The sequence below is a fragment of the Ottowia thiooxydans DSM 14619 genome, from assembly GCF_000422885.1.
GTDB classification, from domain to species: Bacteria; Pseudomonadota; Gammaproteobacteria; order Burkholderiales; family Burkholderiaceae_C; genus Ottowia; species Ottowia thiooxydans.
Genome location: NZ_AUGX01000008.1, coordinates 359967 through 384972, shown reverse-complemented (window position 1 = coordinate 384972; position 25006 = coordinate 359967). Strand labels below are relative to the sequence as shown.

At 61.0% G+C, this 25006-nt stretch carries 22 protein-coding genes; 9 read left to right on the top strand and 13 right to left on the bottom strand.

Annotated features, from left to right (window positions below; all coding sequences use genetic code 11):
- Window positions 1–161 precede the first annotated feature (161 nt).
- The 3 genes from G518_RS0105560 to ubiA all read left to right on the top strand — a co-directional run bounded on the left by G518_RS0105560 (window position 162) and on the right by ubiA (window position 2969).
- Entirely contained in the window at window positions 162–1154 is a 993-nt protein-coding gene (locus G518_RS0105560; protein WP_028601685.1) for a LysR substrate-binding domain-containing protein, read from the top strand.
- The gene (locus G518_RS0105555) at window positions 1151–1978 is read left to right on the top strand and encodes a phosphatase PAP2 family protein (RefSeq protein WP_084651495.1); all 828 of its coding nucleotides are present in this window, start codon (window positions 1151–1153) and stop codon (window positions 1976–1978) included. The genes G518_RS0105560 and G518_RS0105555 overlap by 4 nt, the downstream gene beginning before the upstream one ends.
- A 97-nt stretch (window positions 1979–2075) precedes the next feature.
- A complete protein-coding gene (ubiA, locus tag G518_RS0105550) occupies window positions 2076–2969 on the top strand; it encodes a 4-hydroxybenzoate octaprenyltransferase (RefSeq protein ID WP_036593615.1) in 894 nt (297 codons plus the stop codon).
- A 335-nt stretch (window positions 2970–3304) separates the two neighbouring features.
- Here ubiA and proC read toward each other — a convergent pair whose 3' ends face one another.
- Together proC and G518_RS0105540 are read right to left on the bottom strand one after the other, a co-directional pair.
- Window positions 3305–4135 (bottom strand): pyrroline-5-carboxylate reductase, encoded by an 831-nt coding sequence (proC, locus tag G518_RS0105545; RefSeq protein ID WP_028601682.1) that lies wholly within the window; start codon window positions 4133–4135, stop codon window positions 3305–3307.
- A gap of 51 nt (window positions 4136–4186) precedes the next feature.
- Window positions 4187–5254 carry a CDP-6-deoxy-delta-3,4-glucoseen reductase gene (locus tag G518_RS0105540; RefSeq protein ID WP_028601681.1) on the bottom strand — a complete coding sequence of 356 codons (1068 nt, stop codon included), beginning with the start codon at window positions 5252–5254 and terminating at the stop codon, window positions 4187–4189.
- 49 nt (window positions 5255–5303) lie between these two features.
- Here G518_RS0105540 and G518_RS0105535 point away from each other — a divergent pair, with 49 nt between their 5' ends.
- The 6 genes from G518_RS0105535 to G518_RS0105510 all read left to right on the top strand — a co-directional run bounded on the left by G518_RS0105535 (window position 5304) and on the right by G518_RS0105510 (window position 11860).
- The gene (locus tag G518_RS0105535) at window positions 5304–6215 is read left to right on the top strand and encodes an SDR family oxidoreductase (RefSeq protein WP_028601680.1); all 912 of its coding nucleotides are present in this window, start codon (window positions 5304–5306) and stop codon (window positions 6213–6215) included.
- 356 nt (window positions 6216–6571) lie between these two features.
- On the top strand, window positions 6572–7528 hold the full coding sequence (locus G518_RS38290) for a class I SAM-dependent methyltransferase (RefSeq protein ID WP_051236068.1): 957 nt from the start codon (window positions 6572–6574) through the stop codon (window positions 7526–7528).
- On the top strand, window positions 7525–8913 hold the full coding sequence (locus tag G518_RS34010; protein ID WP_036593614.1) for an APC family permease: 1389 nt from the start codon (window positions 7525–7527) through the stop codon (window positions 8911–8913). The genes G518_RS38290 and G518_RS34010 overlap by 4 nt, the downstream gene beginning before the upstream one ends.
- A gap of 264 nt (window positions 8914–9177) precedes the next feature.
- On the top strand, window positions 9178–9519 hold the full coding sequence (locus tag G518_RS0105520; protein ID WP_028601679.1) for a helix-turn-helix domain-containing protein: 342 nt from the start codon (window positions 9178–9180) through the stop codon (window positions 9517–9519).
- A gap of 39 nt (window positions 9520–9558) precedes the next feature.
- Window positions 9559–10902: a type II toxin-antitoxin system HipA family toxin gene (locus G518_RS0105515; protein WP_028601678.1), complete on the top strand. Its 1344-nt coding sequence runs from the start codon at window positions 9559–9561 to the stop codon at window positions 10900–10902.
- A 448-nt stretch (window positions 10903–11350) separates the two neighbouring features.
- Window positions 11351–11860 (top strand): MarR family winged helix-turn-helix transcriptional regulator, encoded by a 510-nt coding sequence (locus G518_RS0105510; protein ID WP_084651493.1) that lies wholly within the window; start codon window positions 11351–11353, stop codon window positions 11858–11860.
- Window positions 11861–11903: 43 nt separating this feature from the next.
- On the opposite strand, the gene G518_RS0105505 is transcribed toward G518_RS0105510, so the two are convergent.
- Genes G518_RS0105505 through G518_RS0105455 form a run of 11 tightly spaced genes read right to left on the bottom strand, consistent with a single transcriptional unit; the run spans window position 11904 to window position 24963 of the window.
- A complete protein-coding gene (locus G518_RS0105505; protein ID WP_028601676.1) occupies window positions 11904–12638 on the bottom strand; it encodes an SDR family NAD(P)-dependent oxidoreductase in 735 nt (244 codons plus the stop codon).
- Window positions 12635–13453 (bottom strand): cyclase family protein, encoded by an 819-nt coding sequence (locus G518_RS0105500; RefSeq protein WP_028601675.1) that lies wholly within the window; start codon window positions 13451–13453, stop codon window positions 12635–12637. Before G518_RS0105500 ends, G518_RS0105505 begins: the two co-directional genes overlap by 4 nt.
- A 1-nt stretch (window position 13454) precedes the next feature.
- Entirely contained in the window at window positions 13455–14708 is a 1254-nt protein-coding gene (locus G518_RS0105495; protein WP_028601674.1) for an SDR family NAD(P)-dependent oxidoreductase, read from the bottom strand.
- Entirely contained in the window at window positions 14705–15883 is a 1179-nt protein-coding gene (locus G518_RS0105490; protein WP_028601673.1) for a thiolase family protein, read from the bottom strand. The genes G518_RS0105495 and G518_RS0105490 overlap by 4 nt, the downstream gene beginning before the upstream one ends.
- A gap of 3 nt (window positions 15884–15886) precedes the next feature.
- Complete coding sequence (locus G518_RS0105485) at window positions 15887–17488, bottom strand: ATP-dependent acyl-CoA ligase (protein WP_028601672.1); 1602 nt, start codon at window positions 17486–17488, stop codon at window positions 15887–15889.
- A gap of 7 nt (window positions 17489–17495) precedes the next feature.
- The gene (locus G518_RS0105480; RefSeq protein WP_028601671.1) at window positions 17496–17978 is read right to left on the bottom strand and encodes an aromatic-ring-hydroxylating dioxygenase subunit beta; all 483 of its coding nucleotides are present in this window, start codon (window positions 17976–17978) and stop codon (window positions 17496–17498) included.
- Window positions 17975–19306 (bottom strand): aromatic ring-hydroxylating dioxygenase subunit alpha, encoded by a 1332-nt coding sequence (locus tag G518_RS0105475; RefSeq protein ID WP_028601670.1) that lies wholly within the window; start codon window positions 19304–19306, stop codon window positions 17975–17977. Before G518_RS0105475 ends, G518_RS0105480 begins: the two co-directional genes overlap by 4 nt.
- Window positions 19307–19310: 4 nt before the next feature.
- The gene (locus G518_RS0105470) at window positions 19311–20270 is read right to left on the bottom strand and encodes a tripartite tricarboxylate transporter substrate-binding protein (RefSeq protein WP_028601669.1); all 960 of its coding nucleotides are present in this window, start codon (window positions 20268–20270) and stop codon (window positions 19311–19313) included.
- 47 nt (window positions 20271–20317) lie between these two features.
- On the bottom strand, window positions 20318–21286 hold the full coding sequence (locus G518_RS0105465; RefSeq protein WP_028601668.1) for a PDR/VanB family oxidoreductase: 969 nt from the start codon (window positions 21284–21286) through the stop codon (window positions 20318–20320).
- Between the two features lie 12 nt (window positions 21287–21298).
- On the bottom strand, window positions 21299–22798 hold the full coding sequence (locus G518_RS0105460; RefSeq protein WP_028601667.1) for an indolepyruvate oxidoreductase subunit beta family protein: 1500 nt from the start codon (window positions 22796–22798) through the stop codon (window positions 21299–21301).
- An 8-nt stretch (window positions 22799–22806) separates the two neighbouring features.
- Window positions 22807–24963 (bottom strand): thiamine pyrophosphate-dependent enzyme, encoded by a 2157-nt coding sequence (locus G518_RS0105455; RefSeq protein ID WP_028601666.1) that lies wholly within the window; start codon window positions 24961–24963, stop codon window positions 22807–22809.
- Between the last annotated feature and the right edge of the window lie 43 nt (window positions 24964–25006).

The window sequence follows — 25006 nt, the reverse complement described above, 5'->3', positions numbered from 1 at the left end:
TCGAGAAGAGCGGGGTGCTGGCATGACACTGACTGAATTGAAATATATAGTCGCCGTGGTCTTCCGTAGGAGAGGGCGAGGGGCCCTGCGTAGCGGGGATCGACCCCGTAGGGAGATCGAGGCCACGGCGTCTTCGTATCTAAGGGTAGGGGGGCGGTGATATGACACTGACGGAATTGAAGTACATCGTAGCCGTGGCCCGCGAAAAGCACTTCGGCAAAGCGGCTGAAGCCTGCTTTGTTTCCCAGCCTACGCTTTCAGTGGCGATCAAGAAGCTGGAAGACGAGTTGGAGCTTAAGCTCTTCGAACGCAGCGCAGGAGAAGTGAGCGTCACCCCTCTGGGCGAGGAAATTGTGCGGCAGGCGCAAAGCGTTCTGGAGCAAGCGGCTGAGATCAAGGAGATCGCCAAGCGCGGCAAAAGCCCTTTGAGTGGCCCGCTCACGCTGGGCGTGATCTACACCATAGGCCCCTACTTGCTGCCCGATCTTGTGCGCCAGATCATCCGAAATACACCGCAGATGCCCCTCATGCTGCAGGAGAATTTCACAGTGCGCTTGCTGGAAATGCTGCGCACGGGTGAAATCGATTGCGCCATTCTGGCCGAACCGTTTCCCGACACCGGCCTGGCCATAGCACCTCTATACGACGAGCCCTTCATGGCGGCTGTTCCTTCGACGCACCCGCTGGCCAAGGGGGCGGCGGTCAGTACCGAACAACTGAAAAACGAAACCATGCTGCTGCTCGGAAACGGGCATTGCTTTAGAGACCACGTGTTGCAAGTCTGCCCTGAGTTCGCGCGCTTTTCCAGTGATGCGGAGGGCATCCGTAAAAGTTTCGAGGGCTCATCCCTGGAGACCATCAAGCACATGGTGGCCGCCGGTATGGGGGTGACCCTCGTGCCTCGTTTGTCGGTTCCAGCCGATGTGTTGCGAGCGCAAAAGCAGGCGGAGAAGGGCCGTGATCAGGCGAGTGCCGAGCGGGCGGAGGAATCTTACGTCCGTTACCTGCCCATCGAAGACAAGGGCCCTGGCGGCCCGCCCATGCGCCGGGTGGTACTGGCCTGGCGGCGCAGTTTTACCCGCTACGAAGCGATTGCAGCGCTGCGCAACGCGGTCTATGCCTGTGAGCTGCCTGGGGTTCACCGGCTGTCATGAGCGTCCCTGCGGAGCCGACATTGCCTCAGACCGCTGCTGCTCAGAGCGCCTCGGTTTTCGATCCCTACGCGCCCTGGCTGCTGGCAGCTTTGCTGCTACTGGCGGCTTGGGGTTTGCAACGGCGCTGGCAGCGTGCGCGGCTGCGCCAGCGGCTGGGAGTTGCCGCACCAGAGGCACCAGCCGCGCAGCTTCGGTGGTCGATCGCCGGCCCCGTTCTGATCGTCTGCGCGCTGTTGATCACCGTCTTGGCCTGGGGCGTCACAGCCGGGAAAGCCTCAGCCCTCGGTCAGCGCTTGCAGGGATGGGACGAGACCGCTCAGCTTTGGGCTCAAAGCCTCACTTTGCCCGGGCTTCATGAGTTTGCGGTGCTGTTGACCGATATCGGGCGCGGCGGCGCTTTAGTGCCACTGATAGGGCTGGTTGCGCTGTTGCTTTTGCGGCGGCAACAGAGCTTTTTAGCCTTGGTCTGGATCATTGGCTGCGCTACCAACGGTCTGACGGTGCGGGTGCTCAAGAATTTCATAGGGCGCGCGCGTCCTCCGCAGGCACCCACGGATGCGTTCGCCGGCTTGAGCTTTCCCAGCGGACACGCGGCAAGCGCGTTGCTTGTCTTTGGGCTGCTCATCTGGCTGATGCAAGATTGGGTTGCGCCTTCTCGCCGTGTTTTCTGGGCGGTCTTAGGAGCACTATTGATCACCGGTATCGCGGCCAGCCGGGTGATCTTGCAAGCGCATTTCCTGACCGATGTGCTCGGGGGTTTGCTGTTGGGTGCTTTCTTCCTTGTGTTGACCATAGCGGTGACTGAACACGCACGTCGCTGGTGAGCCGGGAGCGCGACCATCGAGGACAGGTGGTCAGCACGACCGGTGCGCGACAATGCCGACAAATAAGCACTCGCACGCTCGTCTCCAATTTTTCAGAATGACTTCAACCCCAATTGATCCAGCCCTAGCGCCCCGCAGTCGGCTTTCCTTGTACCTGGATCTCATCCGATGGAACCGGCCTGCCGGTTGGCTGCTGTTGTTATGGCCCTCGCTCAGCGCCCTCTGGATGGCCAAGGGGGGCTTTCCGGGTGTGCACCTCCTGATTGTCTTCACGCTGGGCACGATCTTGATGCGCTCGGCAGGCTGCTGCGTCAATGATGTGGCTGACCGCGAGTTTGACCGCCACGTCAAGCGCACGGCCAACCGGCCTGTCACGAGCGGCCTGATTAGCGTCAAGGAGGCACTGGGACTGGGGGCGGTGCTGGCGGCACTCGCTTTCTGCCTGGTGCTCACGACCAATGCCCAGACCATTGCATGGGCCTTTCCAGCGTTGGCGGTCACACTCATCTATCCCTATGCAAAGCGCTTTGTGTCCATGCCACAGGCTGTGCTCGGGGTGGCCTTCAGCTTTGGGATTCCAATGGCCTACTCGGCGGTGCAGGCACACATCCCGCTGGAGGGCTGGGTGCTGTTGCTTGGGAATCTGTTCTGGGTTCTGGCGTATGACACCGAGTACGCCATGGTCGACCGCGACGATGACCTGCGTATCGGCATGAAAACGTCGGCCATCACATTGGGCCGGTTCGACGTGGCGGCGATCATGGGCTTTTACCTGGCTTATCTGGGCATCTGGCTGGTAGTCAGCTGGAGGCATGTACCTGGCGCCATTTTGCTCACGGCGTTCGCCGTGGCCTTGGCGCAGGTGGTTTGGCATTACACCTTGATCAAGAACCGCACCAGGGAAGGCTGCTTCAAGGCATTCCGCCTCAATCATTGGCTAGGCTTCACCCTGTTCGCAGGTATCGCCTTAGCCTATTCATGGCCCAATTGAAGGTCAGCCACCAGACCCTCGCATCGTTGGTCTTACTCCTTCCCCCGCTGGGGGAAGGTGGGGCGGGGCCGGCCAACCGGTGGGGGCAAGCGGCGATCGATTGAAGCGCTGCGGTTGGATACCCTTTCGGGCCATTGCTGCGCTCGGCCTTGAAACCGTCAGTCGCGCGCGATGGGCTTTACTCCCTCTCCCGCATGCGGGAGAGGGTGGGGGTGAGGGCAAGCAGCGATCGATTTGTTCGCGGCGCTTGATGGCCTTCGCAGCGACTTCATAGCCAGGTGTAAGCACGCGACACCGCACCTGCCCGCTTCCCAGCCCGTCGCCTGGACTAATCACTACCGCCCAAACTCATCTCCCAACTCCACCGCTCGTTGCTGCGCCGCCTGCATAGCGCGGATGAACGCCTCCTTAACGCCACTGCCCTCCATAGAAGTCAACGCGGCATAGGTGGTGCCCCCTTTGCTGGTCACACGCTCTCGCAGCACGCCAAGTGGGTCTGGCGATGCCGCCGCCAGCGCGCTCGCACCATCAAACGTGCCCACCGCCAGTTGGCGCGCTTGGGCGGCGCTCAAGCCCATTTTTTGCCCCGCTTCCTGCATCGCCTCCAGGAAGTAGAAGACGTAGGCCGGTCCGGAGCCAGAAAGTGCAGTCACAGCGTCAAGCTGCTCCTCGCGTTCTACCCATAGCGCATCACCCGTGGTACGGATGACTTGCTCGGCCCGGGTGCGGTCTTTGTCATCCAATTCAGCAGGGGCAAAGAGCGCTGTCATCCCACGGCCAATCAGAGCCGGCGTATTGGGCATACAGCGCACAATGCGCTGAGTGCCGCAAGCAGCTGCAATGCTGCCTGAACGGATGCCCGCCATCACGCTCAGGTGCAAAGCATTGCTGGCAACAGCTCGCACGGGAGCCGCCGCCTCCATGAACACCTGCGGCTTCACAGCCCAGACGATCAGCGACGTCCCCCTGAGGAACTCTCCTGCTGCGGCTTCCACCTGAACGCCATGCAGCGCAACCAGCGCCGCACGCGTGGACTCGAAGGGCTCCACCACGCGGATGTGTTCGGGCGCCACCCCCTGGCGGATCAAGCCACCAATGATGGCGCTCGCCATGTTGCCGCCGCCAATGAAGCCAATGAGTTCGCGGGAGGGTTCAATAGAAGTCATGCTGTGGTTCCGGTGTGGTCGTTCACGGTCAAAAATGAGGGAAGTGGGATATCAACCAGGCGTATGGGCCTTGTCCGCCTCGCTGGTGAACGAATCGGCAAAAAACTCTTCTTCAGGCAATCTCGCTTGTGCCACATACTCATGCCGCGCTGAATCCACCACGATGGGTGCGCCGCAGGCATACACCTGATAGCCAGAAAGATCGGGGAAGTCTTCCAGCACCGCCTTGTGGACAAAGCCAGTGCGCCCATTCCAGCCATCCTCGGCCAGAGCATTGGAGATCACTGGCACATAGTGCAGGTGGGGCATCTCGGCCAAGCGCTCCTTGATCCAGCTGTCCATATACAAATCCTCCGGCCTGCGGCCACCCCAGTAGAGCGTGGCCTCGCGTGTGATCCCCATGAACTGCATGTGTTCAACGATGGCTTTGATGGGCGCGAAACCGGTGCCCGAAGCCAGCAAAATCATGGGCTTAGGTGAGTCGTCGCGCAGATGGAAACTTCCGTAAGGCCCTTCAACCCGCAGGATTTCCTTTTCCTTCATGGCGCTGAACACGTGATCGGTGAACTTGCCACCTGGCATGTGACGAACGTGCAATTCCACGATGGGCGCACCTGCTCCTCCACCGGCAGGTGCCTGAACCAGCAGATGCGGTGCGTTGGCCATGCTGTAGCTACGCCGCGCGCCATCACGTAAAAGAAACTCAATATATTGGCCTGCGTGGTATTGCATCACGTCGTTGGCCGGTAGTTGCAACCTGATGGACATCACATCGTGAGACTTCCTTTCCAGCGAAGCCACCCGCGCAGGCATCTTGCGGATCGGGAACGCGCCAGCATGGGTCACTTGCCGTGATTCCAGCACCACATCGCTTTGCGCCACGCCGCAGCAGGTGAGTACATAGCCCTGGGCTTCCTCCTCTGCGCTCAAAGCCTTGTCCTGGTGCGGGCCATGGGCCACGGTGCCAGACAGCTTCTTGCACTTGCACGAGCCGCAGGCGCCATCCTTGCAGCCATACGGCAGGCCAATGCCTTGGCGAATGCCCGCAGCCAGCATGGCTTCACCGGGCTCTGCTTCGAAGCTGCGGCCGCTAGGCTCCACAGTAACTTGATAGGTCATGGGATAGGTATCCTTGGGGATTCTTATTGTGTTTCCAGATTGGCTGATTTTGCCTTCAAACCTGAACCCCCTCGGAGCCTTGCCGGCTCGCTTCCGGCGTCAGCGGGTGCTGATCGTCGGTTGTGGCGATGTAGGCATGCGCGCGGCGCAGCTCCTGCGTCAACGCGTGCGAGTACTGGCTTTGACATCCAACTCGGAGCGGGTGCCAGCGCTGCGCGCCGCCGGCATCGTTCCACTGTTGGGTGATTTGGATCGTCCGGGCACGCTGGCCCGGGTGGCTGGGTTGGCTTCACGCGTGATCCATCTGGCCCCGCCTCCGGGTGAGGGCATGGCGGATCCACGCACGCAGGCACTCACGCGAGTACTTCTCAGGCGGGAGCTGCCTCTGTCCATGGTTTACGGATCGACAAGCGGCGTGTACGGCGATTGCGGGGGCGAATGGTTGAACGAGACTCGCGCCGTCAACCCGCAAACACCCCGTGCCTGGCGCCGGGTGGATGCTGAATTGCATATGCGCTCCCTCGGTCGCCGGGGTGTGCGCGCCAGCATTTTGAGGATTCCAGGCATATACGCACCTGATCGGGAAGGCGGCACACCGCGCGAGCGCCTGTTGAAAGCTACTCCCGTGCTGGTGGCCGAAGAAGACGTATTCACCAACCACATCCACGCCGATGATCTGGCTCGCGCCTGCGTGCTCGCGCTTTGGCACGGCAGGCCGCAACGTGTGGTGAACGTCAGCGACGACAGCGATCTGAAGATGGGCGACTACATGGATCTGGCCGCCGATCTTTATCAACTTCCCCGCCCACCACGCACCACCCTGGCGCAGGCGGCCGAAACGCTCTCTGCCATGCGGCTTTCCTTCATGCGCGAATCCCGCCGGTTGGACAACCAGCGCATGAAACGTGAGCTTCGGCTTCGGCTGGCCTATCCAACCGTTCATCAAGGCCTGATTGATTAGCTGAGGGACGAGCCAGGATGGCGGCGAAAACCCATGAAGCAAGAAAGGACATAAAAGCAGTTGGGTATTACGTTGTGAAGCGTCTATGGCTTTTATCCTCTCAATAGTATTTGTTACTGCACGGTAAGAGCGTGTCCAAAGCCTCCTCGCGGTCTCACTGCGGCCCAAAAACTGCGTCTGCGGCGTTAAAAATACTCGCGATACCATGGGGTATCCCTGCGTTTTTCGCCTTGCATCCACAGCTTTTCGACCACAATGATCCTCGCGCAGAGACTTCGAACACGCTCTAGAGAACTTCCTTCTTTTGTTCGCGGTACAACCCCACCGGTTTCGGCCACTCTTTCGCGGAGAATTTTTTGACCCTCACCGATTTTTCCTACATGCCTCGCCGCTCGTTCCTTGCTCGTTCGGGTGCGCTGGCTGCAAGTGGCCTGCTGGTTTCTCCTGCCCTGTTCGCTCAAAAGCCGGCTACCCCCGGTGGCGCTTACGAACCTACGCGCGGCCAATTTGGCAAGGATGTCATCTGGATTCCCTCGCCCGACACCTTGGTCACCCGCATGCTGCGCCTGGCGAACACCACGCCGCAGGATTACGTCATTGACCTGGGTTCGGGCGACGGCAAAATCGTGATTGCCGCAGCGCGCGAATTCAACGCGCAGGGGAAGGGCATTGAATACAACCCGGATCTGGTGGAGTTGTCCAATCGCCGAGCACAGGCTTCTGGTGTGGGTAAGCGCGCTGAGTTTGAAAAAGCGGATATTTTTGAATCCGATTTTTCGCGCGCCACAGTGATCACCATGTACCTGCTGCCGCACCTGAATCTGAAGTTACGCCCCCGCATCATGGCTTTGAAGCCTGGCACCCGAGTGGTTTCGCACGCTTTCAACATGGGGCGCTGGGTCCCAGACGAAACTTCGCGCGTGGGCACCGCCTCAGTTTATTTGTGGCTGGTGCCGGCCAATGTCGGAGGGGACTGGGAGCTGTCTTTTCCGCAGCAAGGCGGTCCCGCGGATGTCAAGCTCAGCTTGGCGCAGACGTTCCAGAATTTCACTGGTGAGGCCCGCTTCAAAGATTTCAGCACCAGCGTGCGAAATCAGAAAGTGGCGGGCGATCGCGTCACTTTTTCGCTGACCGATGAAGATGGCCACCTGCGCCGGTTCGAGGGGCAGGTGTCCGGGGACCGTATCAACGGCTCTGTCTTTGAAGACAACAAGCGCGCGCCCTTTACAGCGCGCCGGGTAGGTGCGGCTCCCGCCATTGGTGGCTCCGGGCCCGCCCCTGAAAACGAGGCTGACTCACTGTACTCAGAATGACCTCGTCCGCGAGCGAGCATTCGCAGCCGCAGCCCACTCTAGGGCTGCGCGAGGCTGTGGCCATCATCGTCGGCATCGTCATCGGTGCGGGTATCTTTAAAGCCCCCTCCTTGGTGGCGCAATTCACCGGGTCTCCGGGCTGGATGCTCGCAGCCTGGGTGGCCGGTGGCGTCATCTCCTTCATCGGCGCGCTCTGCTATGCCGAATTGGCAGCCGCTTGGCCGCACGCGGGGGGTGACTATCATTTTCTGCAGCGCGCCTACGGGCGCCGCGTATCGTTCCTTTTCGCATGGGCGCGCTTTTCGGTCATCACCACCGGCTCCATCGCCTTGCTCGCCTTTGTATTCGGCGACTACATGAGCGCCTTGCTGCCACTGGGTAGCTATAGCGCGGCAATCTGGGGTGCTCTAGCCATCTTGGCGCTCACCTGGGTCAATGCGCGCGGCATCAGTGCCAGCGCCAGCACCCAGAGCTGGTTGACGCTCGCCGAAGTACTGGGGCTGGTGCTGATCGTGGCCGCCGGGTTGTGGTTGTGGCTGGGAGGGGAGGGCGCTGCACCCGTGGCGCCCATCATTGGAGAGGCCGCCGCCTCTGCTACCTCCAGTACCCCCAGCATGGCCATGCTGGGATTGGCCATGGTGTTTGTTTTGCTGACCTATGGCGGATGGAACGAGGCCGCATACCTTAGCGCTGAGCTGCGTGGCTCACGCCGCAGCATGCTTCACGCACTGGGCATCAGCCTTGCGCTCATCACGGTGCTCTATCTGGCTGTCAACCTGGCCTACTTGTATGGTCTTGGTATCCAGGGCATGGCCAAAAGCGAAGCCGTAGCGGCTGATCTGCTACGGGTTGCCTTTGGCCGTACAGGGGAAACCTTGATCTCGCTGGCCGTGGCAGTAGCCGCATTGACTTCCATCAATGCCACCATGATCGTCGGCTCCCGCACCAACTTCGCGGTCGGCCGAGACTGGCCCGCGCTGCATGCGCTCGGTCGCTGGCACCCGGAGCGTGGTGTGCCTGCCGCAGCCCTCTATGCGCAATCAGCTTTCGCTTTGGCGCTGGTGGTTTTTGGCGGCAGCTTGCGCAGTGGCTTTCAAGTCATGGTGGATTACACCGCGCCGGTGTTCTGGACCTTCTTCTTCCTCTGCGCCATTGCACTCATCGTCTTGCGCGTGCGTGAGCCCCAGACACCGCGGCCATTCAAAGTGCCGCTTTATCCCGTGCTGCCCTTGTTATTCGCCTCGGTGTGCTTGTACATGCTGTGGTCTTCACTGGCTTATGTGAAGGCCGGGGCCTTGGCTGGCGTCGGCGTGTTGGTCATTGGTGGGGTGTTGCTATGGGTGTTGGAGCGAAAGCGGACGCAAGAGGTCATAGGCTCCTCCTGACTCGCTACGGTTCAGCCTTGGGCTTTGCTTTGGCTTGAATTTAAAAAATCAGGGGCGACGGCGACCTAGGACTGCGGTTTTATGGATGTCAAAGTCTGCAGCGCGGCACCAGGGATGGTCTGCATAGCGCCAATACATGATCGTTAAATCGATCCTTATGTCAATTATGATCGATTAATAGAGCATAATTTGACGGTGTACTCACCATGAAGTAGCATGCTCGTTAAATCACTCTTTAAAAAGTTATAGGGTGATTTAAAGAACATGAAAATAGAACAATCTGCAGTTCTTAGCCCGCGCATCGCTCAGGAGGTTGTCCACCTCGGACATCTCCTGGCGCGCTTACGCCAGGCACGCAAGGTCAAGCAGGCTGATGCTGCACTGCGCGCAGGGTTGTCGCGCAATACGGCCTACCGCCTGGAGAAGGGAGACCCCGGCTTGGCCATTGGGCAAGTGCTTCGGTATCTGGATGCCGTCGCACCAGGCACCACGCTGGCAGAACTCTTGAACCAGGCCGACCCCGCGCTGACTGCCCTTCAGGCCCGGGAGGCGACGAAGCGCGTTCGCGACCTGAGCGCCGCTGAACTCGACGAGCTGAACTTTTAAATCTGTGAAGGTAGTGCTTTCATCTGAAGCGGAATTTCCATGGCGGCCAAAGAACTGAAGCTGATGACCTTTGCGCACCTCGGCGAAGGCTGGGCGCCTTGCGGACAGCTCACACTGACCGAGCAGGGCCCTGAGTTGCTGGCATCGCGCTTTGCCTACGGCATGAACTACCTGAATCGCGCCGATGCCCTGGAGGTTGACCCGGTTAGCCTGGATATCCATGGTCCGCAGCCCGTCAGGGGCAAGTTATTGCTGCCAGCTAACAATCTGGTGAGCTTTGGTGGCATCCGGGACGCCGCGCCGGATTCCTGGGGGCGCCGGGTTATCGAGGCTAAGCTCAAGGTGCCTGCCAACAGCCTTGCCGAGTCGCAATACCTGCTGCATGCAGGCAGCGAGAGGGTCGGCGCGCTGGACATCCGTTCCAACATCTTGGATGAGCCAAAGGGCGCCATCGGCGGCGTCCACGCGCTCGCTTACTTGATGGAAGCTGTGGAGCGCATCGAGGCCGGTCAGGATATCCCGGCACACCTCGATGACATCTTCATGGCTGGGACAGCACTGGGCGGCGCCCGACCTAAAGCTTCTGTGCGCGATGAAAGCGGCCTCCTCTGGCTGGCGAAGTTTCAAAGCAAGAATGACGCCTATGACATCCCTGCGATCGAATGTGCTTCACTGAGGCTCGCAGGCGAGACCGGCTTGAACGTGCCCCCTGTGGTCACGCGCCATCTGGGAGGTCGCCGCATCATGATGATTCGACGCTTCGACCGCTACTGGCTGGCGCAAGGGACACATCCAACCGCGGCAACGGACTTCATGCTCGTACCCACCGGCGCCTTGAACGAGCGCCGCATGGGCTTCGTGAGCGGGTTGACCCTTGTGGGATGCGAAGAGACCGAGTCGCGAACGAAATCGTATGCCGACCTGGCCACCGCCGTACGTTGTTACTGTCATCCAAGCGTGATTCGTGCGGACAACGAAGAGCTCTTCAAGCGGATGGTTTTCAACATCTTCGCTAGCAACGACGACGACCACCTGCGCAACCATGGGTTCCTCTGGGATCCCAGGCTGCCCGGCTGGCGGCTTAGCCCTCTCTATGATGTGCTGCCGCGGCCGAGCTTGGCGACTGAGCGCTTTCTTCACCTGGGTATTGGCCCGCAGGGTCGCCTTGCGACGCTCAACAACGCGTTGGAGGGACATCCCATGTTCTCGTTGAGCCGAGGCCGCGCTTGCGAGTTAATGGGCGAGGTCTGGCGGGTCGTCCGGGAGTGGAAGATATCGTTTGAGCGCTCGGGCGTCTCGGCTGACGACATTGCCAAGATTGCGCCCGCGTTCCGGCACCTGGACGAGATCAGCACGGCAGAAACTCGCAAGCTTTTGCCCTGAAGCTCCGGACCAGAGCTGTTTGCGGCCACGCAAAGAAGGTATGTTCGGCAGGGGGTAACGACCCCCATTTTTCAGCACGCGCTAGGACTCTGAGACTGGAATCTGCCTCCCAATCTCAGATTTGAAACTCCGACGCCGCCCTCCGCAGGCGCCACGTAACCACATCCGAAACAGAGGCGTTGTTTGCGCAGGGCACCTCGTCAGGAGAAGCCAACGTGTGCAACGATTGGGATGGGAGAGCAAGCCAGTGCACGAAACCAGACGCTCATCTCGGGACGTTCGAAAAACATTCAAGCGTGTCAGAGCTCGAATTGCTTACGACGTATGGGTAAGTGGATTCAGCACCACTATCGGCCATTGCTCCATGGTTATTGCCGAAACACGGCCACTAGATCAGTATGATTCGATGTCGCCGCCGCATGCGGCACCCAGCGATTGACGTCGACGAATGACCGCATCACCCCTCTCTCATCGGGACAACGCCCGTCCCGATGAAGACGCCCCTGAGTTCGATGAAGAGCTATCTTTGCCCTTCGTCGATGACTACCTGCCTGCGTTGCTGGCGCAAGCGAGCAAGCTCATATCAACGGAGTTCCATCGCGAGGTGCAGTTGGCTGGGTTCTCTGTCACTGAATGGCGGGTTCTGGCTTCATTGACCGGCCAGCCCGGGATCAGCATTGGTGGGCTTGCGCAGATTTCCGTCAGTAAACAACCCACTGTCACGCGCCTGCTCGATCGCATGGAGGCGAGGGGTTATGTGGAGCGTTTTCCGCATGAAACTGATCGCCGCATCACCATGGTGCGCATCACTGAGGCTGGGAAAACCATTGTGGCCAGTTTGATCAATAAGGCCAAAGAGCACGAACATCGTGTGTTGCAACCCTTTGGTTTAAAGCGGGCCGAAGCGCTCAAGGTCACCTTGAGGCGCATCATTGAACTGCATCGGCCCGCAGGCTGATCACCTGATGGGCAGGCTACGCATTAAGCCGCCAAAGTAAAAGCTACAGAGCCAGGCTGCCGACGCTGGTGCCACCGCAGACATACAGTACCTGGCCGGTGACGAATCCGTTGGCCGCATCGGCAAAGAAGGAAACGGCACGTGCCACGTCTGCGGATTCACCTAGGCGCTTGACGGGCACCGAGGCGGCGAGCTGGCGCTCCTTGTCACTGTCCTTTTGCACCACGTCGTAGAACATATCCGTGCGGATGGGGCCCGGTGCCACCACATTCACCGTGATGCCCTCGGGCGCCAGCTCCAGCGCCCAGGTGCGCGCCATGCCCAGCATGCCTGCTTTGGTGGCCGAGTAACTGGTACGCGTTTGCAAGCCGAGCGCTGCACGCGAGGACAGCAGCACAACGCGACCAAAGTGCCGTGCACGCATTGTCGGCAGTGCGGCTTGAAGCAACTGCACAGCGCAGCCAAGGTGCAGGTCAACCAGCGCGTCCAGATCTGAAAGCTTGACATCGGGCAGTAGCGCCGCGCGGATCACACCGGCGTTGTGCACCAGCGTTGTGACCTCGAAGCGGCGGGCCATGTCGCGCGCTGCCTCGCTGGTGGCCGCGCGGTCGGAGAGGTCGACCTCAATGTTGTGCAAGCGTGGATGCGTGAGTGGGCTGGCACGGCGTGAAAGCGAAACGACCTCGTAGCCTTGTTCCAGTAGCTGTTCGCAGATGGCCTTGCCAATGCCAGCGCTACCGCCCGTGACAGCGGCGACCTTGTGGACGGGCGCGTTCATGCGCCTGCTCCTACCAGGGCCAGCACGCGCAATGGGCTTCCACTGCCTTTCTGGATCTTGAGCGGTGCACTGAACAGCACGGCGCCTGTGGGGGGCAACTGGTCCAGGTTGGTCAAGCATTGCAGCCCGTACTTGCCAGCCCCGTGCATCAGTGAATGGCAGGGGTAGGGTGGCAGCAGGTGGTAGCCCTGTCCGGCGTCAGTGCCAATGGCTTCGGACCCAAAACCCAGCACGTCGCGTTGCTCCACGAGAAAGCGCACGGCTTCTGTGCTGGGCCCTGGGGTGTGTTGTCCAGTGGCGTCAAAATTCTGAAAGGCTTCCCCGTCCTGGCCTTTGGACCACCGGTGCGACCAGTCGGTACGCATCAGCACCCAGGCGCCCGCCGGGATGCGCCCGTGTGAAGCTTCGAAGGCCTCGATGTCGGCCACGGTCATGAGGTAGTCGGGGTCAGCTGCGGCTTGCTTCGAACAATCGATGACGCAGGCCGGAGCCACGAGCTTCTGAGGATCAATGGTGTCTACAGAATTGTTTGGAAGGTCGCGGCCCGAAATCCAGTGGATGGGTGCATCAAAATGCGTTCCCGTGTGTTCACCGCACGAGAAGTTGTTCCAGTACCAGCCCGGACCGCGTTCATCGTAGGCTGAAATTTGCTCAACACGGAATGGCTGGCACTGGCCCATCTCCGGCGGCAGCACAATGGCGGGGAACTCCGGCACCAGCGTCTGTGTGAGATCCACTACCCGGATTTGACCAGTGGCCAGAGCGGCAACGAGGTTGCCCAGAATGGGCGAAGCAATTGGGGGGGGTGTCGCCATCTCAAGATCCTCCGGCTGCGAGTTCACGCTCTAGTACTTTTGGGTTGTCGCGCCAGCGGGCCAGCCACTCTTGCGCAATGTCTCCGGGGTAAACGTCTTCCACCCCGTCTTGCAAGGCCTTGACGATGGCTGAGGCCAGCGCAGCCGGGCTGAGTTTTGGCGGTGGCATGTTCTGGTTCCATTCGTCATCCACGGGGCCGGGGAACACATTGACCACGCGCACGCCGGCTGGCCGCATCTCCGCGCGCAGACATTGCGACAGCGACAGCGCAGCTGCCTTGGACGCTGAGAACGTGCCTTGAGCCGGGTAGTTGGCCAGCGCATAGATGGACAGCACGTTGACCCAGGCGCAAGCATGGGTCGCGCCATCTGCTGATCTACCGCGCAATGCCGGCCCGAAGGCCTGGGCCAGCCGCAGCAGTCCAAAGTAGTTGATCTCCATCTCTGCCTTGGCCACATCGGTGCCACGCCGGGCTGCGATGCCGAAGCCCCGGTGCAGTTCTGCGGTGTTGATCACAATATCGACCTTGCCGCCGATCTGGCCAGCCAGCTCCATGACCGAGCGTTCGTCGCTCAGGTCCAGGGGTACCAAGGAAATGCTAGGCAACGCAGTGAGCTCGGCGAGCCCAGGGGCTTTTTTCCACGGCTCGGCATGGCCTACCCATACAAGGTCAGCGCCTGCCTTTCTCAGCGCGTGCACTACGGCTTGGCCCACGGGGGTCTTGCCATCAGTCACCAGCACCTTGCGAAAGCGCGGGTTGCTGGTCATTTCACGCAGCATCTTGTCGTCTTCCATGTGTTCACTCGCTTTCTCGGGAAATCCGATCAATACGGCCTGACCGGCCCGGTCGATCCTGGCGCCCACCCGCACGCGGGTTGGTGCAGCGCCCACAGCGCTGTGCAGGTGCACCATCACGCTAGGGCCCTCGTCCAACTGCACCATGCCCAGGCGCCACGGCAGGCGCTCGCGGAAGTACAGGTCGTTGCTGTGGTCCAGTGTGGTCTCAGCCAACAATTGGCCGCTACCTGTCTGCTGGCGCCAGCGAAGCCGTGCTGACACGCAGCGCAAGCAGGCCTCGCGCGGGGGGTACTGCACAGCACCGCAGTCCTCGCAGGCTTGCAGCTCGAAGCGACCCTCGGCCGCAGCGGCTGTAAGCCCCAAGGCCACGCGGCCACGGGCACTGGGCGGCAGATTGATCTGCGGTGTACGAAGGATCGGGTTCTTACGCGCGGGGCGTGGCATCGGGATGCTCATGTGCTGCTCCCCAGAATCACAGCGCCCGTACAAAGGCAGCGGTCGTACGTGACCATGCCAAAGCCTCCCACCAGGCCCAGCTTTGCGTTCGCTACAGCCCTCTCGCCAGCGGCACCGGTCAGCTGACGAATGGCCTCGGTCATTCCCAGGAACCCTCCCGCCGCACCGGCTTGGCCAGCAGAGAGCTGGCCCCCGCTGGTGTTGTTGGGAAAGTCGCCGTCATGTGTCATGCGGTGTGCGCGCACGAAGGCCGGCCCCTCACCTTTATCGCAAAAGCCCAAGTCTTCGAACTGCATCATCACGATCACGGGGTAGTCGTCATAGGTTTGCACGAAGTCGATATCAGCCGGCTGTACGCCGGCCATGGCATAGAGCTCGTCGCGATCCATGCGCCAGCCGCCGCGCAGCATGACCGGATCTTCAGCGTAGGCGTTGTGGCGCTCGATGGCTCCGTGTAGGAGCACATGGGGCAGCCCCATGTCGCGTGCACGCGTCTCGGACATCACCAGAAAAGCCTCAGCGCCTGCGCAGGGCATCACGCAGTCGAAAAGATGGATAGGGGCCGAGATCGCCTTGGCGCCCATGTATTCGTCCAGAGTCAGCGGCTTCTTGAACAAGGCGTTGGGGTTGCGCAGGGCGTTGCTGCGTTGGTCCACGGCGATACGTCCGAAATCCTCACGAGCAGCCCCACAGGTTCTCATGTAGTGCGCGGTGATGAACGCAAACATGGAGTTCGGCCCGCCCGCACCATACGGGTAGGTCGCATCACGTGCAAAGTGGCTGAACGCGCCAAGGGTCTGGCGAAATGAGTCGACGTGGTTGGTATCGGCCGCGATGCAGGCCACGATGTCTGCGTCACCAGCTTGAATGGCCCGTGAGGCGCGGCGCAGTGCCATCACGCCGCTGGCTCCACCGGTGGGAATGTGATCCAGCCAGCGAGGGGAGAGGCCCAAGTGCTGGGTGACACCTACAGCGGTATCCGGGGCCAGTGAGAAGCTGCTGATCGTTAGCCCGTCGATGGCGTTCTTGGGCAAGCCGGATTGCTCCAGGAGTGCGTGCAACGCGCGGCCAATGAACCAGTGCGCGCCGCGCGTGGAATAGCGCTCGTAGGGCACCGTCACGGGCACCGCGACGGCCACGCCTTCGTAACCCTTGCGTTGTTGGAAGTGGGCCATGCTTCAGCGCTTGAGTTGGTAGCCTGCGGCCTCGCGGTCCCAGGTTTGTTGGCTGGTGCCGCGTTCACGTAGCTTGAACTTTTGAATCTTGCCGTTCTCGGTGGCAGGCAGTTGCGCCATGAATTCGACGAAGCGCGGAACCGCGAAATACGCCATGCGCGGCTCGCAAAATTGCATCAGCGCCACGGCATCCAGGCTTGCGCCCTCGCGCAGCACGATGGCCGTCATCACTTCGTCCTCGGCCATCTCGCTCTTGACTGGGAACACGGCTGCTACCGCAATAGCCGGGTGGCTCAAGAGCACTTGCTCTACTTCGTAGGACGAGATGTTCTCGCCGCGCCGCCGGATCGCATCCTTGAGCCTGTCCACGAAGGTGAAATAGCCGTCGGCATCGCAGACCACACGGTCACCCGTGTGGAACCACAGATTGCGCCAGGCCTCGACTGTCTTGTCGGGTAAGCCAAAGTAACCGGTGGCAAAGGCAAAGGGGTCGCGTGCACGCAGCAGTAGCTCGCCCGGCTGGCCTGGGGGCAGCGGATTGTCATCTTCGTCAGCGACGAAAGCCTCGAAGCCATCACCAATACGCCCCATGCTGCCAGGGCGTTTTTCAGCATCCAGCCCGATCACAAAGTTCGTCTCGGTCGAACCATACCCATCCAGCAAGCGCATGCCAAAGCGCTCAGTGAACACCGCATGAAACTGCGATGGCACGCCCGGTGCAAGGGCGACGCGCACACGGTGGCCCCGGTCGTGCACGGTCGCATCCTTGGACAACAAGATCGGCACCATCGCGCCCAGCACGTAGGTTACCGTGGCTTGGTGTCGCACCAGCGATTCCCAGAAAGCAGAAGCTGAGAAGCGCTTTTCCACGATCAGTGTGGAGCCGCTCAGCAAGGCCTGGAAGAATGCGTTCATCGCATTCGTATGAAACAACGGCAGCGTGGTTACCAGCACCTCGCCTTGTCCCAAACCCAGCAAGCTGCCGCTGTGCGCGCCCCACCAGAAGTATTGCGCATGGGGGCAGCACACGCCCTTGGACAAGCCAGTGGTGCCAGAGGTGTAGAGAATGAGCAGCGTGTCGCCCGGGCGCACAGCGGCTGGCTTGGCGACCTCGGTGGGCTCTGGTGGGAAGGGCGTGCAGCCAGCCTCGCCTTCGAGGGGCATATCGAGCAGCCAGATCGTCTGTAGCGGCAGCGCGGGGGCATCCAGAACGGCGAGGGCGCGAACAGCTTGCAAGCCCTCGGTCTCAGTCACCAGCAAGCGGGCGCCTGAGTTGGAGAGGATGTGCTGCAGCTGGCTCCCGCGTGAGGCGGTGTTGATCGGTACCGCAACAGCGCCGATCCATGCACAACCCAGCACAACCTGCATGAACTCCGCGCGGTTCGAACACAGCAGTGCCACGCGGTCACCAGCTTGTACGCCCGCGTGTTGTAGCGCCGCGCCGTAAGCACCCGCCATGCGTAGCGCATCGGCAAAACTCCAGCGCTCCGCGCCGGCAACAAAGAGCGTATGGTCGCCAAAGCGCGCAGCCTGGTTCTGAAGCATGCGCGGCAGCGTGCGATCGGCCGGCGCGAAGGCGTCCGCCAGTGAGTTGGGGGTATGCATGTGGGTCTTACATGAAGAGCTGTATGCTGCCGAAGGCCGCATCACAATTGACGAGATCGACGCGCTTCAAACGGATGCGCAAACCATCTGCCTGCTGCACCAATGTATGGGTGGTCCATCCGGCGTACAGCGTCTGCGTGTCTTGCCGGGCCTCGACGTAGTGAAAGGAGGTGCGGCAGGTGTACACACCCGCAGCCTCATCGCGTGTCAGCACGCGAGGCTGCTGCAGCAAGTGGTGACAGCGGCTGACTGGCTGCTGCGAGAAGGTGCGTGCACCGGCCAGGCGCGCCACGCGCACCTGCAGCAGCAACTTGTCCTCATACATCAGGGAGGCTTGTAGCCGGGGATCAGACTGGCCGTGCGTGAGCGGCATCCAGTAATGGCCGTCTTCACTGAAAAGCGCTAGCCAATCTTCGAAGCGCAGTTCGTCGAGCAGGGTAGCTTCGTCCAGTACGAAGTTCACCAATTGGGCATCGGTAGGTGGGCTCATGCGGATTTTCCTTGTGGCATGCCCGCTGTCATGAAGCGCACCCAGGCGCGCATCTGGCTGCGCATTTGCCATTCGTTGGTGCCGTTGGTGACGGCTTCGGTCTGGCCGTGTTCAGCGCTGTCATACAGCCGACCCACATTGACCCAATTAGCGCCACGCGCATGCAAGCCTTGCTGGGCACGTTCATACATCTCCAGGTCGTCATGCCCAACCACCGAAGTCGGCGCATTGACGAGGCGGTTGTACATGAGCGTGCGCTCCAGCAGAAGATCGGGCGCGCCAACGAGGCGGAAGGTCCAGCTTTCCACCAGGGTCTTGTTGGCGGCCAAGGGCTTGAATAAGCGCAAGGTCTGGATCGGCCCCTTGACCATGATGTTGGGAAAGTACACCGTGTTGTGCCGAACCTCGCCAAGGATGGCCTGCGCGCGCTCTTCCCCATAGGCCGCCACCATGCTCTCCCAGTAACCCGGCGCGGGTGAATAGGCCGCGTGAATGGAGTCGCTGACGCCGGTATGGCCGTGGCCGTTTTCCCAGACGCGAATGCCCATGTTCTCGAAGAACTCATAAGGGCTGACAAAAGGCGCAAACAGCTCGACCGCCATCGGTTTGGGCGTGCCCTCTGGCGCTTCCTGCCAGACCTTCACAGCCGTGCCGGCCGACGACTCGTGCGCCACCATGGGGTGGCAGGTGTCGGTCTGGTTATCCACCAGCATCTTCCAGTTGCAGTGGTGCATATAGCGCATGACGCCACCAGCGACCTCAAGGCGCCCTTCGGGTGAGCGATCCACCATGTTGTCCAGGGTAGACAGCGAGGGGCCAAAGAATTCCGCGAACGAAATGCCCTCAGGGTTAAGCCTGCAGAACACGAACTCGCGGTAGACCTCCACCGCCCCCACAGCGGCCAGACCGCGACTGGCCTCGCAGTTCTCGAAGCCAGTGTTGTCATAGCCCTTCTTGAGCGGGATGGACAACAGCTTTCCGTCGGTGCGGTAGGTCCAGGCGTGGTAGGGGCAGCGAAAGAACTTTCCAGTGTTACCGCATCCCTCGGGTGCAATCTGCACACCTTTGTGCGCACAGCGGTTGTAGAGCACCTTGATGCTGGCGTCCGTATGGCGAACCATGACCACCGGCTGGTCTCCAACCGTGGTGCCGTAGAAATCTCCGGATTTGGGAATCTGGCTGGCATGGCCCACATACACCCAGGTGTTGGCGAACAATTGCTCCATTTCCAGCGCGAAGATTTCCTCGCTGATGTAGCAGTCCTTGTGCACCTCGGTGTCACGCACGAGTGCGGCCACCGCCGCGGGGCTATCGTGGTAGTGGCTCATGGTTTCAGTCCAGCTTGATGTTGGCATCGCGGATCACGCGACCCCAGCGATCGCGTTCCTGCTTGGCATAACGCGTTGCCTCAGAGGGCGTGGTCGGCAATGGCTCTATGCCCAGCGTCTGCATGCGTGCTTTCACGTCGTCGGAGTTCAGCGCCACGTTCAGCGCCTTATTCAAGGCTTCTACAGTAGCGGGCTTGGTGGCTGAAGGTACGACAAGCGCCTGCCAGGCATACGCCTCAAAGCCAGGCAAGCCCTGTTCGGCCAGTGTGGGTACATCTGTCAACGATTTGAGGCGTTGCGGGCTGGCCACACCGATAGCCCGGACCTTGCCTGAGCTGATGAAAGGGCCGCCGCTGGATGTGTCTACGAACATGAAGGGCACCTGGCCACCGGCCACGTCTGCGAGAGCGGGTGCGGCGCCGCGATAGGGCACGTGGATGAGATTCAGCCCGGTCTGGGCGCGAAACAATTCCACCGCGAGGTGATGAGGGCTGCCAGCGCCAGGCGTGCCGTAACTGGTGCCCTTGGGGTCACTCTTGGACCATGCCAGAAATTCCTGCAAGTTCTTGACGGGAACAGACGGCGCTACGACAAGCACCAGAGGAAAGCGAGCGATCATTCCCGCCAGGGCAAAATCCTTTTCCGCACTGTAGGTGAGCTTGCTGTAGAGAAATGGGTTGGCCGCGAGTACCGCGGAATCGACTGTGGAAACCGTGTTCTCAGGGCTGCGCGTTTTCGCCACGTAGTCCGCAGCGATGTTGGCCCCTGCGCCCGGCTTGTTCACGACGATGAAGGACTGATTCATGGTCTTGCTCATAGCGTCGGCCAGCATGCGGGCGACCACATCAGACCCACCACCCGGGGCATACCCCACGACCCACTCCACGGGCTTGCCGTCGTTAGCCAGAGCTGCCAGTGGGAAAAGCGCCAGCGCCGCTAGGCGTCTCAAAGTTTTATGCATCATCTCGTGTCTCCTGGAGTGGTGGTTTAGTTTTCTGGGGGGTGGGGAAATCAGAGATCCAGTACCAGGCGCTGCCCCTTGGCGCGCGAGATACAGATCTGAATCACGTTGCCGGCCGCTCTTTCGCTGGCGTTCAGCACGTAATCGCGGTGGTCAATATCGCCTTCAAGCACGGACACGGCGCATACGCCACACTCACCGCGCTTGCAGTCAAACATCGGATCACATCCCTGGTCGATAAGGCACTCCAGGATGCTCTGGTCTGCGGGCACCGTGTAGCTCTGGCCGCTTTGCGACAGCACCACCTCAAAGGCATGGTCGCCTGCTTGGGGTACGGGAGCCGTGAATAATTCGAAGTGCACACGCTCGCTGGGCCAGGCCCGGGCCTGCGCTGCTGCCAGCACGGCGTCCAGCATGGGTTGGGGGCCGCAAACATACAGGCGATCGCTGGGCCCGCATTCATCCAGCAGCGCGGCTATGTTCAGCGGTTCGCCGGCTTCCTCATCGGTGTGTACGCGGAGCTCGTTGCCGAGCAGTGTTTGCAGCTCAGGTAGCAGGGCCATCAATGATTGGCTACGGCCTGCGTAAATCATGCGTACGGGCCGACTCTGCGCCAGGCATCGCGCCGCCATGCTGGCAAGCGGCGTGACACCAATGCCACCTGCGACCAATACTGCGCAGCCTTCATGGGCGGCCAGCGGGAAGTCATTGCGTGGCGGTTCGATGGTGATCTCATCACCTTCGTCTAGCCCATGCATGAAGCGCGAACCTCCGCGGCCCTCTGTGTCCAGGCGCACCGCTATCGTGTAGGTAAGAGGTGCGGGATCGGCCTGGACCGAGGTGGAAAAATCGATCAGAGAATAGTGGCGCCATTCATCGGGTTGGCCAGTGCGAACTCGCACATGGGCGCCGGCGTCGAAAGGTGGCAGCGTGCTGCCTTGGGCGCTTTGCAACGTGAATCGACGCACCAGAGGGTTCAGCATCTCGATCCGGGTGACGCGCATGAGGATGGTGGACATATCTATTCCTGTTCAACCCAACGCGTGTCGGGAGAGCTCTGCCTGCAACTGTTTGCCGTGTTCGTCTGCGAGAGCGGCTTCGCGCAGTGCGCGCAGCGTGGCCGGTGCCAGCGTGGAGCCGGCGCGGCGCACCGTGTACATGAGCAACTGGTAGTTCGCCAGCCCCCTCGCATGCGTGTCGCCATACCCCTTGACCAGACGTTGGCACTGAGCGACTTCGGCAGCCAGCGCCGGATTGACAGCGGCTGCGCTGGCAATCTGCTCCAGCCACTGCTCTATGCGCATGTTCTCGTTCTGGTAGCGCAGCGATCCTCGTCGGATGCTCCGCAGCCGCGCCAGCCCCCACAAGAGCAGAAAGCCGCGCAACGAACTTGTTGAAACTGTGCGCCCATGCTGCGTGAAGCGCGCCACCATGCGATGGACCGCGTGCGGTTTGGCCAACCACCGGCCCAGGCCAACCGGGAGGGTGTCACAAATCTCTTCAATCCGGGGGTGCATGAACTCGTGAATGGCGATCTGCTGGTCAGATTGCAGCCGCACTTCAGACTGCACACGCGCAAAGCGGGAGCCACGTGTCTTGAGATCGGCTACCCGCACGGTGTCCTCATAGGCCATCCACAGCGCAAGGTAGCGCGCGGTGTCGCGTAGCAATGCTCCGGTGCCGTCGCCCGGCAATGTCTGCACAGCAGCCAGGCGGTCGAGGTAAAGCGAAGCGTAGGGTGGATCCTGGTAGTCGATCAGACGGCGCACACCTTCCGTGATCAGCGTGCGTGCATCTTCGGGAAAGCCGCGCACACGCGCCAGCAGTGCAATCACGCTGGGGTCACTAGGCGCTGGCTCCGGGGCGGCTGTCGTCTCATCGACCTGAGGCGTCGTCTCTGGCGCAGCCGCGCGCGCATAGGCCGCGCCGAACGCCTTGAGGCTGGATTTGACGCCTACGCCGCCGCGTTCAATCGTGGCTTCAAATTGCGCACGGTTCCAGGGTAGTGCGCCTGTGCCTGCCAGCGCACCGAACAGCGCGGCGCTCACTACGCTGCCGGCTTGCTCAGCCAGTTGGGCCATATCAAAGCCCACAAAGCGCTGAGCCGATTTTTTTGAATGGGCGAGCAGCTCGGTGCTGTCTACGCGCCCGTCGCCCATCGCCGTCTTTTCGCCAATGGAATAAACGCGATGGGTGGACGCCACAAGTGTGGTGCGATCTGGCGTGACCAGACCACGCTGCACGGCACGGCCAGCCTCCATGAGTTCGGACGCCAGTACCACGTCCACGTCGCCGGGCAGCGGCATCAGCGCCAGCACGGGTTGGCCACCATCTTGCTGGGCACGGGCCTGCGGATACAACTCTACGTAGTAGATGGTGGCGCCTGTACGTTGAGCCACGCCTGGTACCGAGGTGGTCTGAGCGATGTAGCCGTTGAATTCTCCAAGGTCCACAAGCCAGTCGGCCAACACGCCGCCACCCTCGCCGCCCATGGCGAGAATGGCAATCTTGATAGGTTGCAGAGTTGCCATTGGTGGTCTTAGAAGGCGTATCGCGCACGCCGACGGGCATCGCGCTGTTGCAGCCGGCCGATGACGGCCGTGCGTAACCGCTGCAGCCAACGGTCCCAGCGACTGGGGTTGCTGACAATCTGCGCGCGGTAGAACGATGGGCAAAGCACAGCCGCGTGCGAAACCTCACCACACAGACCGCAACCTACGCAGCTGTCAAGCACCGTCGCCACCGGATCGGTACGCAGAGGGTCGGGATTGGATTTGATTGACAAGGAGGGGCAACCAGACAGGCGGATGCAGGAATGGTCACCGGTGCAGGTGTCCGGATCTATACCGAATCGCTCGCGCACCACGCGCTTGCCACTGGCGATAGCCTGGCGAACCTTGGGTTTTTCGCGCCGCTGCAGGTTCAACATGCACTCGCTCTGCGCGATCAAAACCTTGGGGCCCTTAACGGTGGAGGTCAGAGCCTCGCGCAGCGTACTCACCATGGTTTTCAGGTCGTAGGTGCGGCGCACGGTCTGGACCCATTGCACCCCTACACCACGAACGGCTTGCTCAATCGCATGATTGGTGCTGCGCGTAGGGTTTTGTGCCTTGGATGACAAGATGTCTTGCCCGCCAGTAGCCGAGGTATAGCTGTTGTCAACGACGATGGTCAGGTTGTCACTGCGGTTGAAAACCGAGTTGGCAATGCCGCTCGTCAGGCCGTTGTGCCAGAAGCCGCCATCGCCCATCACCGAGATCGCCCGCTTGCTCGCATCCACGTTAAGCGCCGCTGCGCCGGCTGCACCCAGGCCATAGCCCATGGTGGTGTTGCCCAGGTTGAACGGTGGCAAGATGGAAAAGAGATGGCAACCGATGTCGGCGCTGACGTGATGCTCGCCCAGCTCTCTCTCAACCAGCTTCATGGCCGTGAAGATCGGGCGCTCAGGGCAGCCAGTGCAAAACCCAGGAGGGCGGCCATGCACATTAGCTTCAATAGGCAAAGCTGGCTGGGCTTGCATCTCCACCAAAGGAATGGTTTTGCGTGCAGGAGTGGCCGATGCCGGCAGCTTGTCGTACTTGCGCAGGAAACCTCTCAGGCCCTTGAGCACGGTGGCGGTGGTGTATTCGCCAGCCATAGGCAAGAGGTCTTTGCCGTGCAATAGAGTGCCGGAGCTGGCTTGGCGTAGCACCGTGGCGACGTTCTGCTCAACAAAGTTGGGTTGCCCTTCCTCGATCAGCAATACCGCCCGCTTGCCTGTGCAAAAGCGCAGCAATTCATTGTCGACCAGCGGATAGGCCACGTTCATCACGTACAGCGGGATCTGCGTGTTGCCGTAAGCGTCGGCCAGGTCGCAATGTTGCAGCGCGCGAATCAGCGTGTTGTAGCAACCACCCTGCACGATAAGCCCCACATCGTCCGCATCTTCTGAAAAGAACTCGTTCAGGCCGCGCTCGGTAATGAAGCGCAGCGCGGCCGGCCAGCGTTCATGCACCTTTTCCTGCTCGTGCGCGAAGCTGGCCGGCGGCAACACAATGCGGCTCACATCGCGCTGCGGCTGCTCCATCGCTTCAGCGATGCTGTAGCTAGGACGGCGGTTGTTCGCCGCTACGAATTGACCGTGTACATGGCAGGCGCGAATGCGCAGCTGCAACATGACGGGTGTATGGCTCGCCTCAGACAGGTCAAACCCATCCTTCACCGCCTGCACAATGCTCGGCAGGTTGGGGCGCGGATCGAGCATCCACATTTGCGACTTCATCGCGAACGCGTGGCTGCGCTCTTGCATGATGGAGGAACCCTCACCGTAGTCCTCTCCCACGATGATGAGTGCGCCGCCAGTCACGCCACCGGAGGCCAGGTTGGCAAGCGCGTCAGAAGCCACGTTCGTGCCCACCGTGGCCTTGAAAGTCACCGCGCCGCGCAACGGGTAGTTCACGGAAGCGGCCAGCGTGGCGGCTGCCGTGGCTTCACTGGCGCTATTTTCGAAGCGGATGCCGTACTCGGAAAGAATGTCCTGTGCATCGGCCAGCACATCCATCAAGTGCGAGATAGGCGAGCCCTGATAGCCAGCGACGTAGTTCACCCCCGACTCAAGCAAGGCCTTGGTAACGGCAAGAATGCCTTCTCCATGAAAAACCTCGCCCTCACCCAGGCGGAGTTTCTTGACTTCCTCGACGAACGAACGCTCAGCCATGTGGGTCCTATTTGAGTCTCGCTGGATGCCGAGAATTCATGAT

Excerpts from the sequence above, each read along its gene's own strand:
- G518_RS0105510 (WP_084651493.1), top strand. The coding sequence starts at position 11,351 with ATGACCGCATCACCCCTCTCTCATCGGGACAACGCCCGTCCCGATGAA.
- proC (WP_028601682.1), bottom strand. The coding sequence starts at position 4,135 with ATGACTTCTATTGAACCCTCCCGCGAACTCATTGGCTTCATTGGCGGC.
- G518_RS0105555 (WP_084651495.1), top strand. The coding sequence starts at position 1,151 with ATGAGCGTCCCTGCGGAGCCGACATTGCCTCAGACCGCTGCTGCTCAG.
- G518_RS0105455 (WP_028601666.1), bottom strand. The coding sequence starts at position 24,963 with ATGGCTGAGCGTTCGTTCGTCGAGGAAGTCAAGAAACTCCGCCTGGGT.
- G518_RS0105520 (WP_028601679.1), top strand. The coding sequence starts at position 9,178 with ATGAAAATAGAACAATCTGCAGTTCTTAGCCCGCGCATCGCTCAGGAG.
- G518_RS0105495 (WP_028601674.1), bottom strand. The coding sequence starts at position 14,708 with ATGAGCATCCCGATGCCACGCCCCGCGCGTAAGAACCCGATCCTTCGT.
- ubiA (WP_036593615.1), top strand. The coding sequence starts at position 2,076 with ATGACTTCAACCCCAATTGATCCAGCCCTAGCGCCCCGCAGTCGGCTT.
- G518_RS0105490 (WP_028601673.1), bottom strand. The coding sequence starts at position 15,883 with ATGGCCCACTTCCAACAACGCAAGGGTTACGAAGGCGTGGCCGTCGCG.
- G518_RS0105515 (WP_028601678.1), top strand. The coding sequence starts at position 9,559 with ATGGCGGCCAAAGAACTGAAGCTGATGACCTTTGCGCACCTCGGCGAA.
- G518_RS0105560 (WP_028601685.1), top strand. The coding sequence starts at position 162 with ATGACACTGACGGAATTGAAGTACATCGTAGCCGTGGCCCGCGAAAAG.
- G518_RS0105540 (WP_028601681.1), bottom strand. The coding sequence starts at position 5,254 with ATGACCTATCAAGTTACTGTGGAGCCTAGCGGCCGCAGCTTCGAAGCA.
- G518_RS34010 (WP_036593614.1), top strand. The coding sequence starts at position 7,525 with ATGACCTCGTCCGCGAGCGAGCATTCGCAGCCGCAGCCCACTCTAGGG.
- G518_RS0105460 (WP_028601667.1), bottom strand. The coding sequence starts at position 22,798 with ATGGCAACTCTGCAACCTATCAAGATTGCCATTCTCGCCATGGGCGGC.
- G518_RS0105470 (WP_028601669.1), bottom strand. The coding sequence starts at position 20,270 with ATGATGCATAAAACTTTGAGACGCCTAGCGGCGCTGGCGCTTTTCCCA.
- G518_RS0105505 (WP_028601676.1), bottom strand. The coding sequence starts at position 12,638 with ATGAACGCGCCCGTCCACAAGGTCGCCGCTGTCACGGGCGGTAGCGCT.
- G518_RS0105480 (WP_028601671.1), bottom strand. The coding sequence starts at position 17,978 with ATGAGCCCACCTACCGATGCCCAATTGGTGAACTTCGTACTGGACGAA.
- G518_RS0105475 (WP_028601670.1), bottom strand. The coding sequence starts at position 19,306 with ATGAGCCACTACCACGATAGCCCCGCGGCGGTGGCCGCACTCGTGCGT.
- G518_RS0105465 (WP_028601668.1), bottom strand. The coding sequence starts at position 21,286 with ATGTCCACCATCCTCATGCGCGTCACCCGGATCGAGATGCTGAACCCT.
- G518_RS0105500 (WP_028601675.1), bottom strand. The coding sequence starts at position 13,453 with ATGGCGACACCCCCCCCAATTGCTTCGCCCATTCTGGGCAACCTCGTT.
- G518_RS0105485 (WP_028601672.1), bottom strand. The coding sequence starts at position 17,488 with ATGCATACCCCCAACTCACTGGCGGACGCCTTCGCGCCGGCCGATCGC.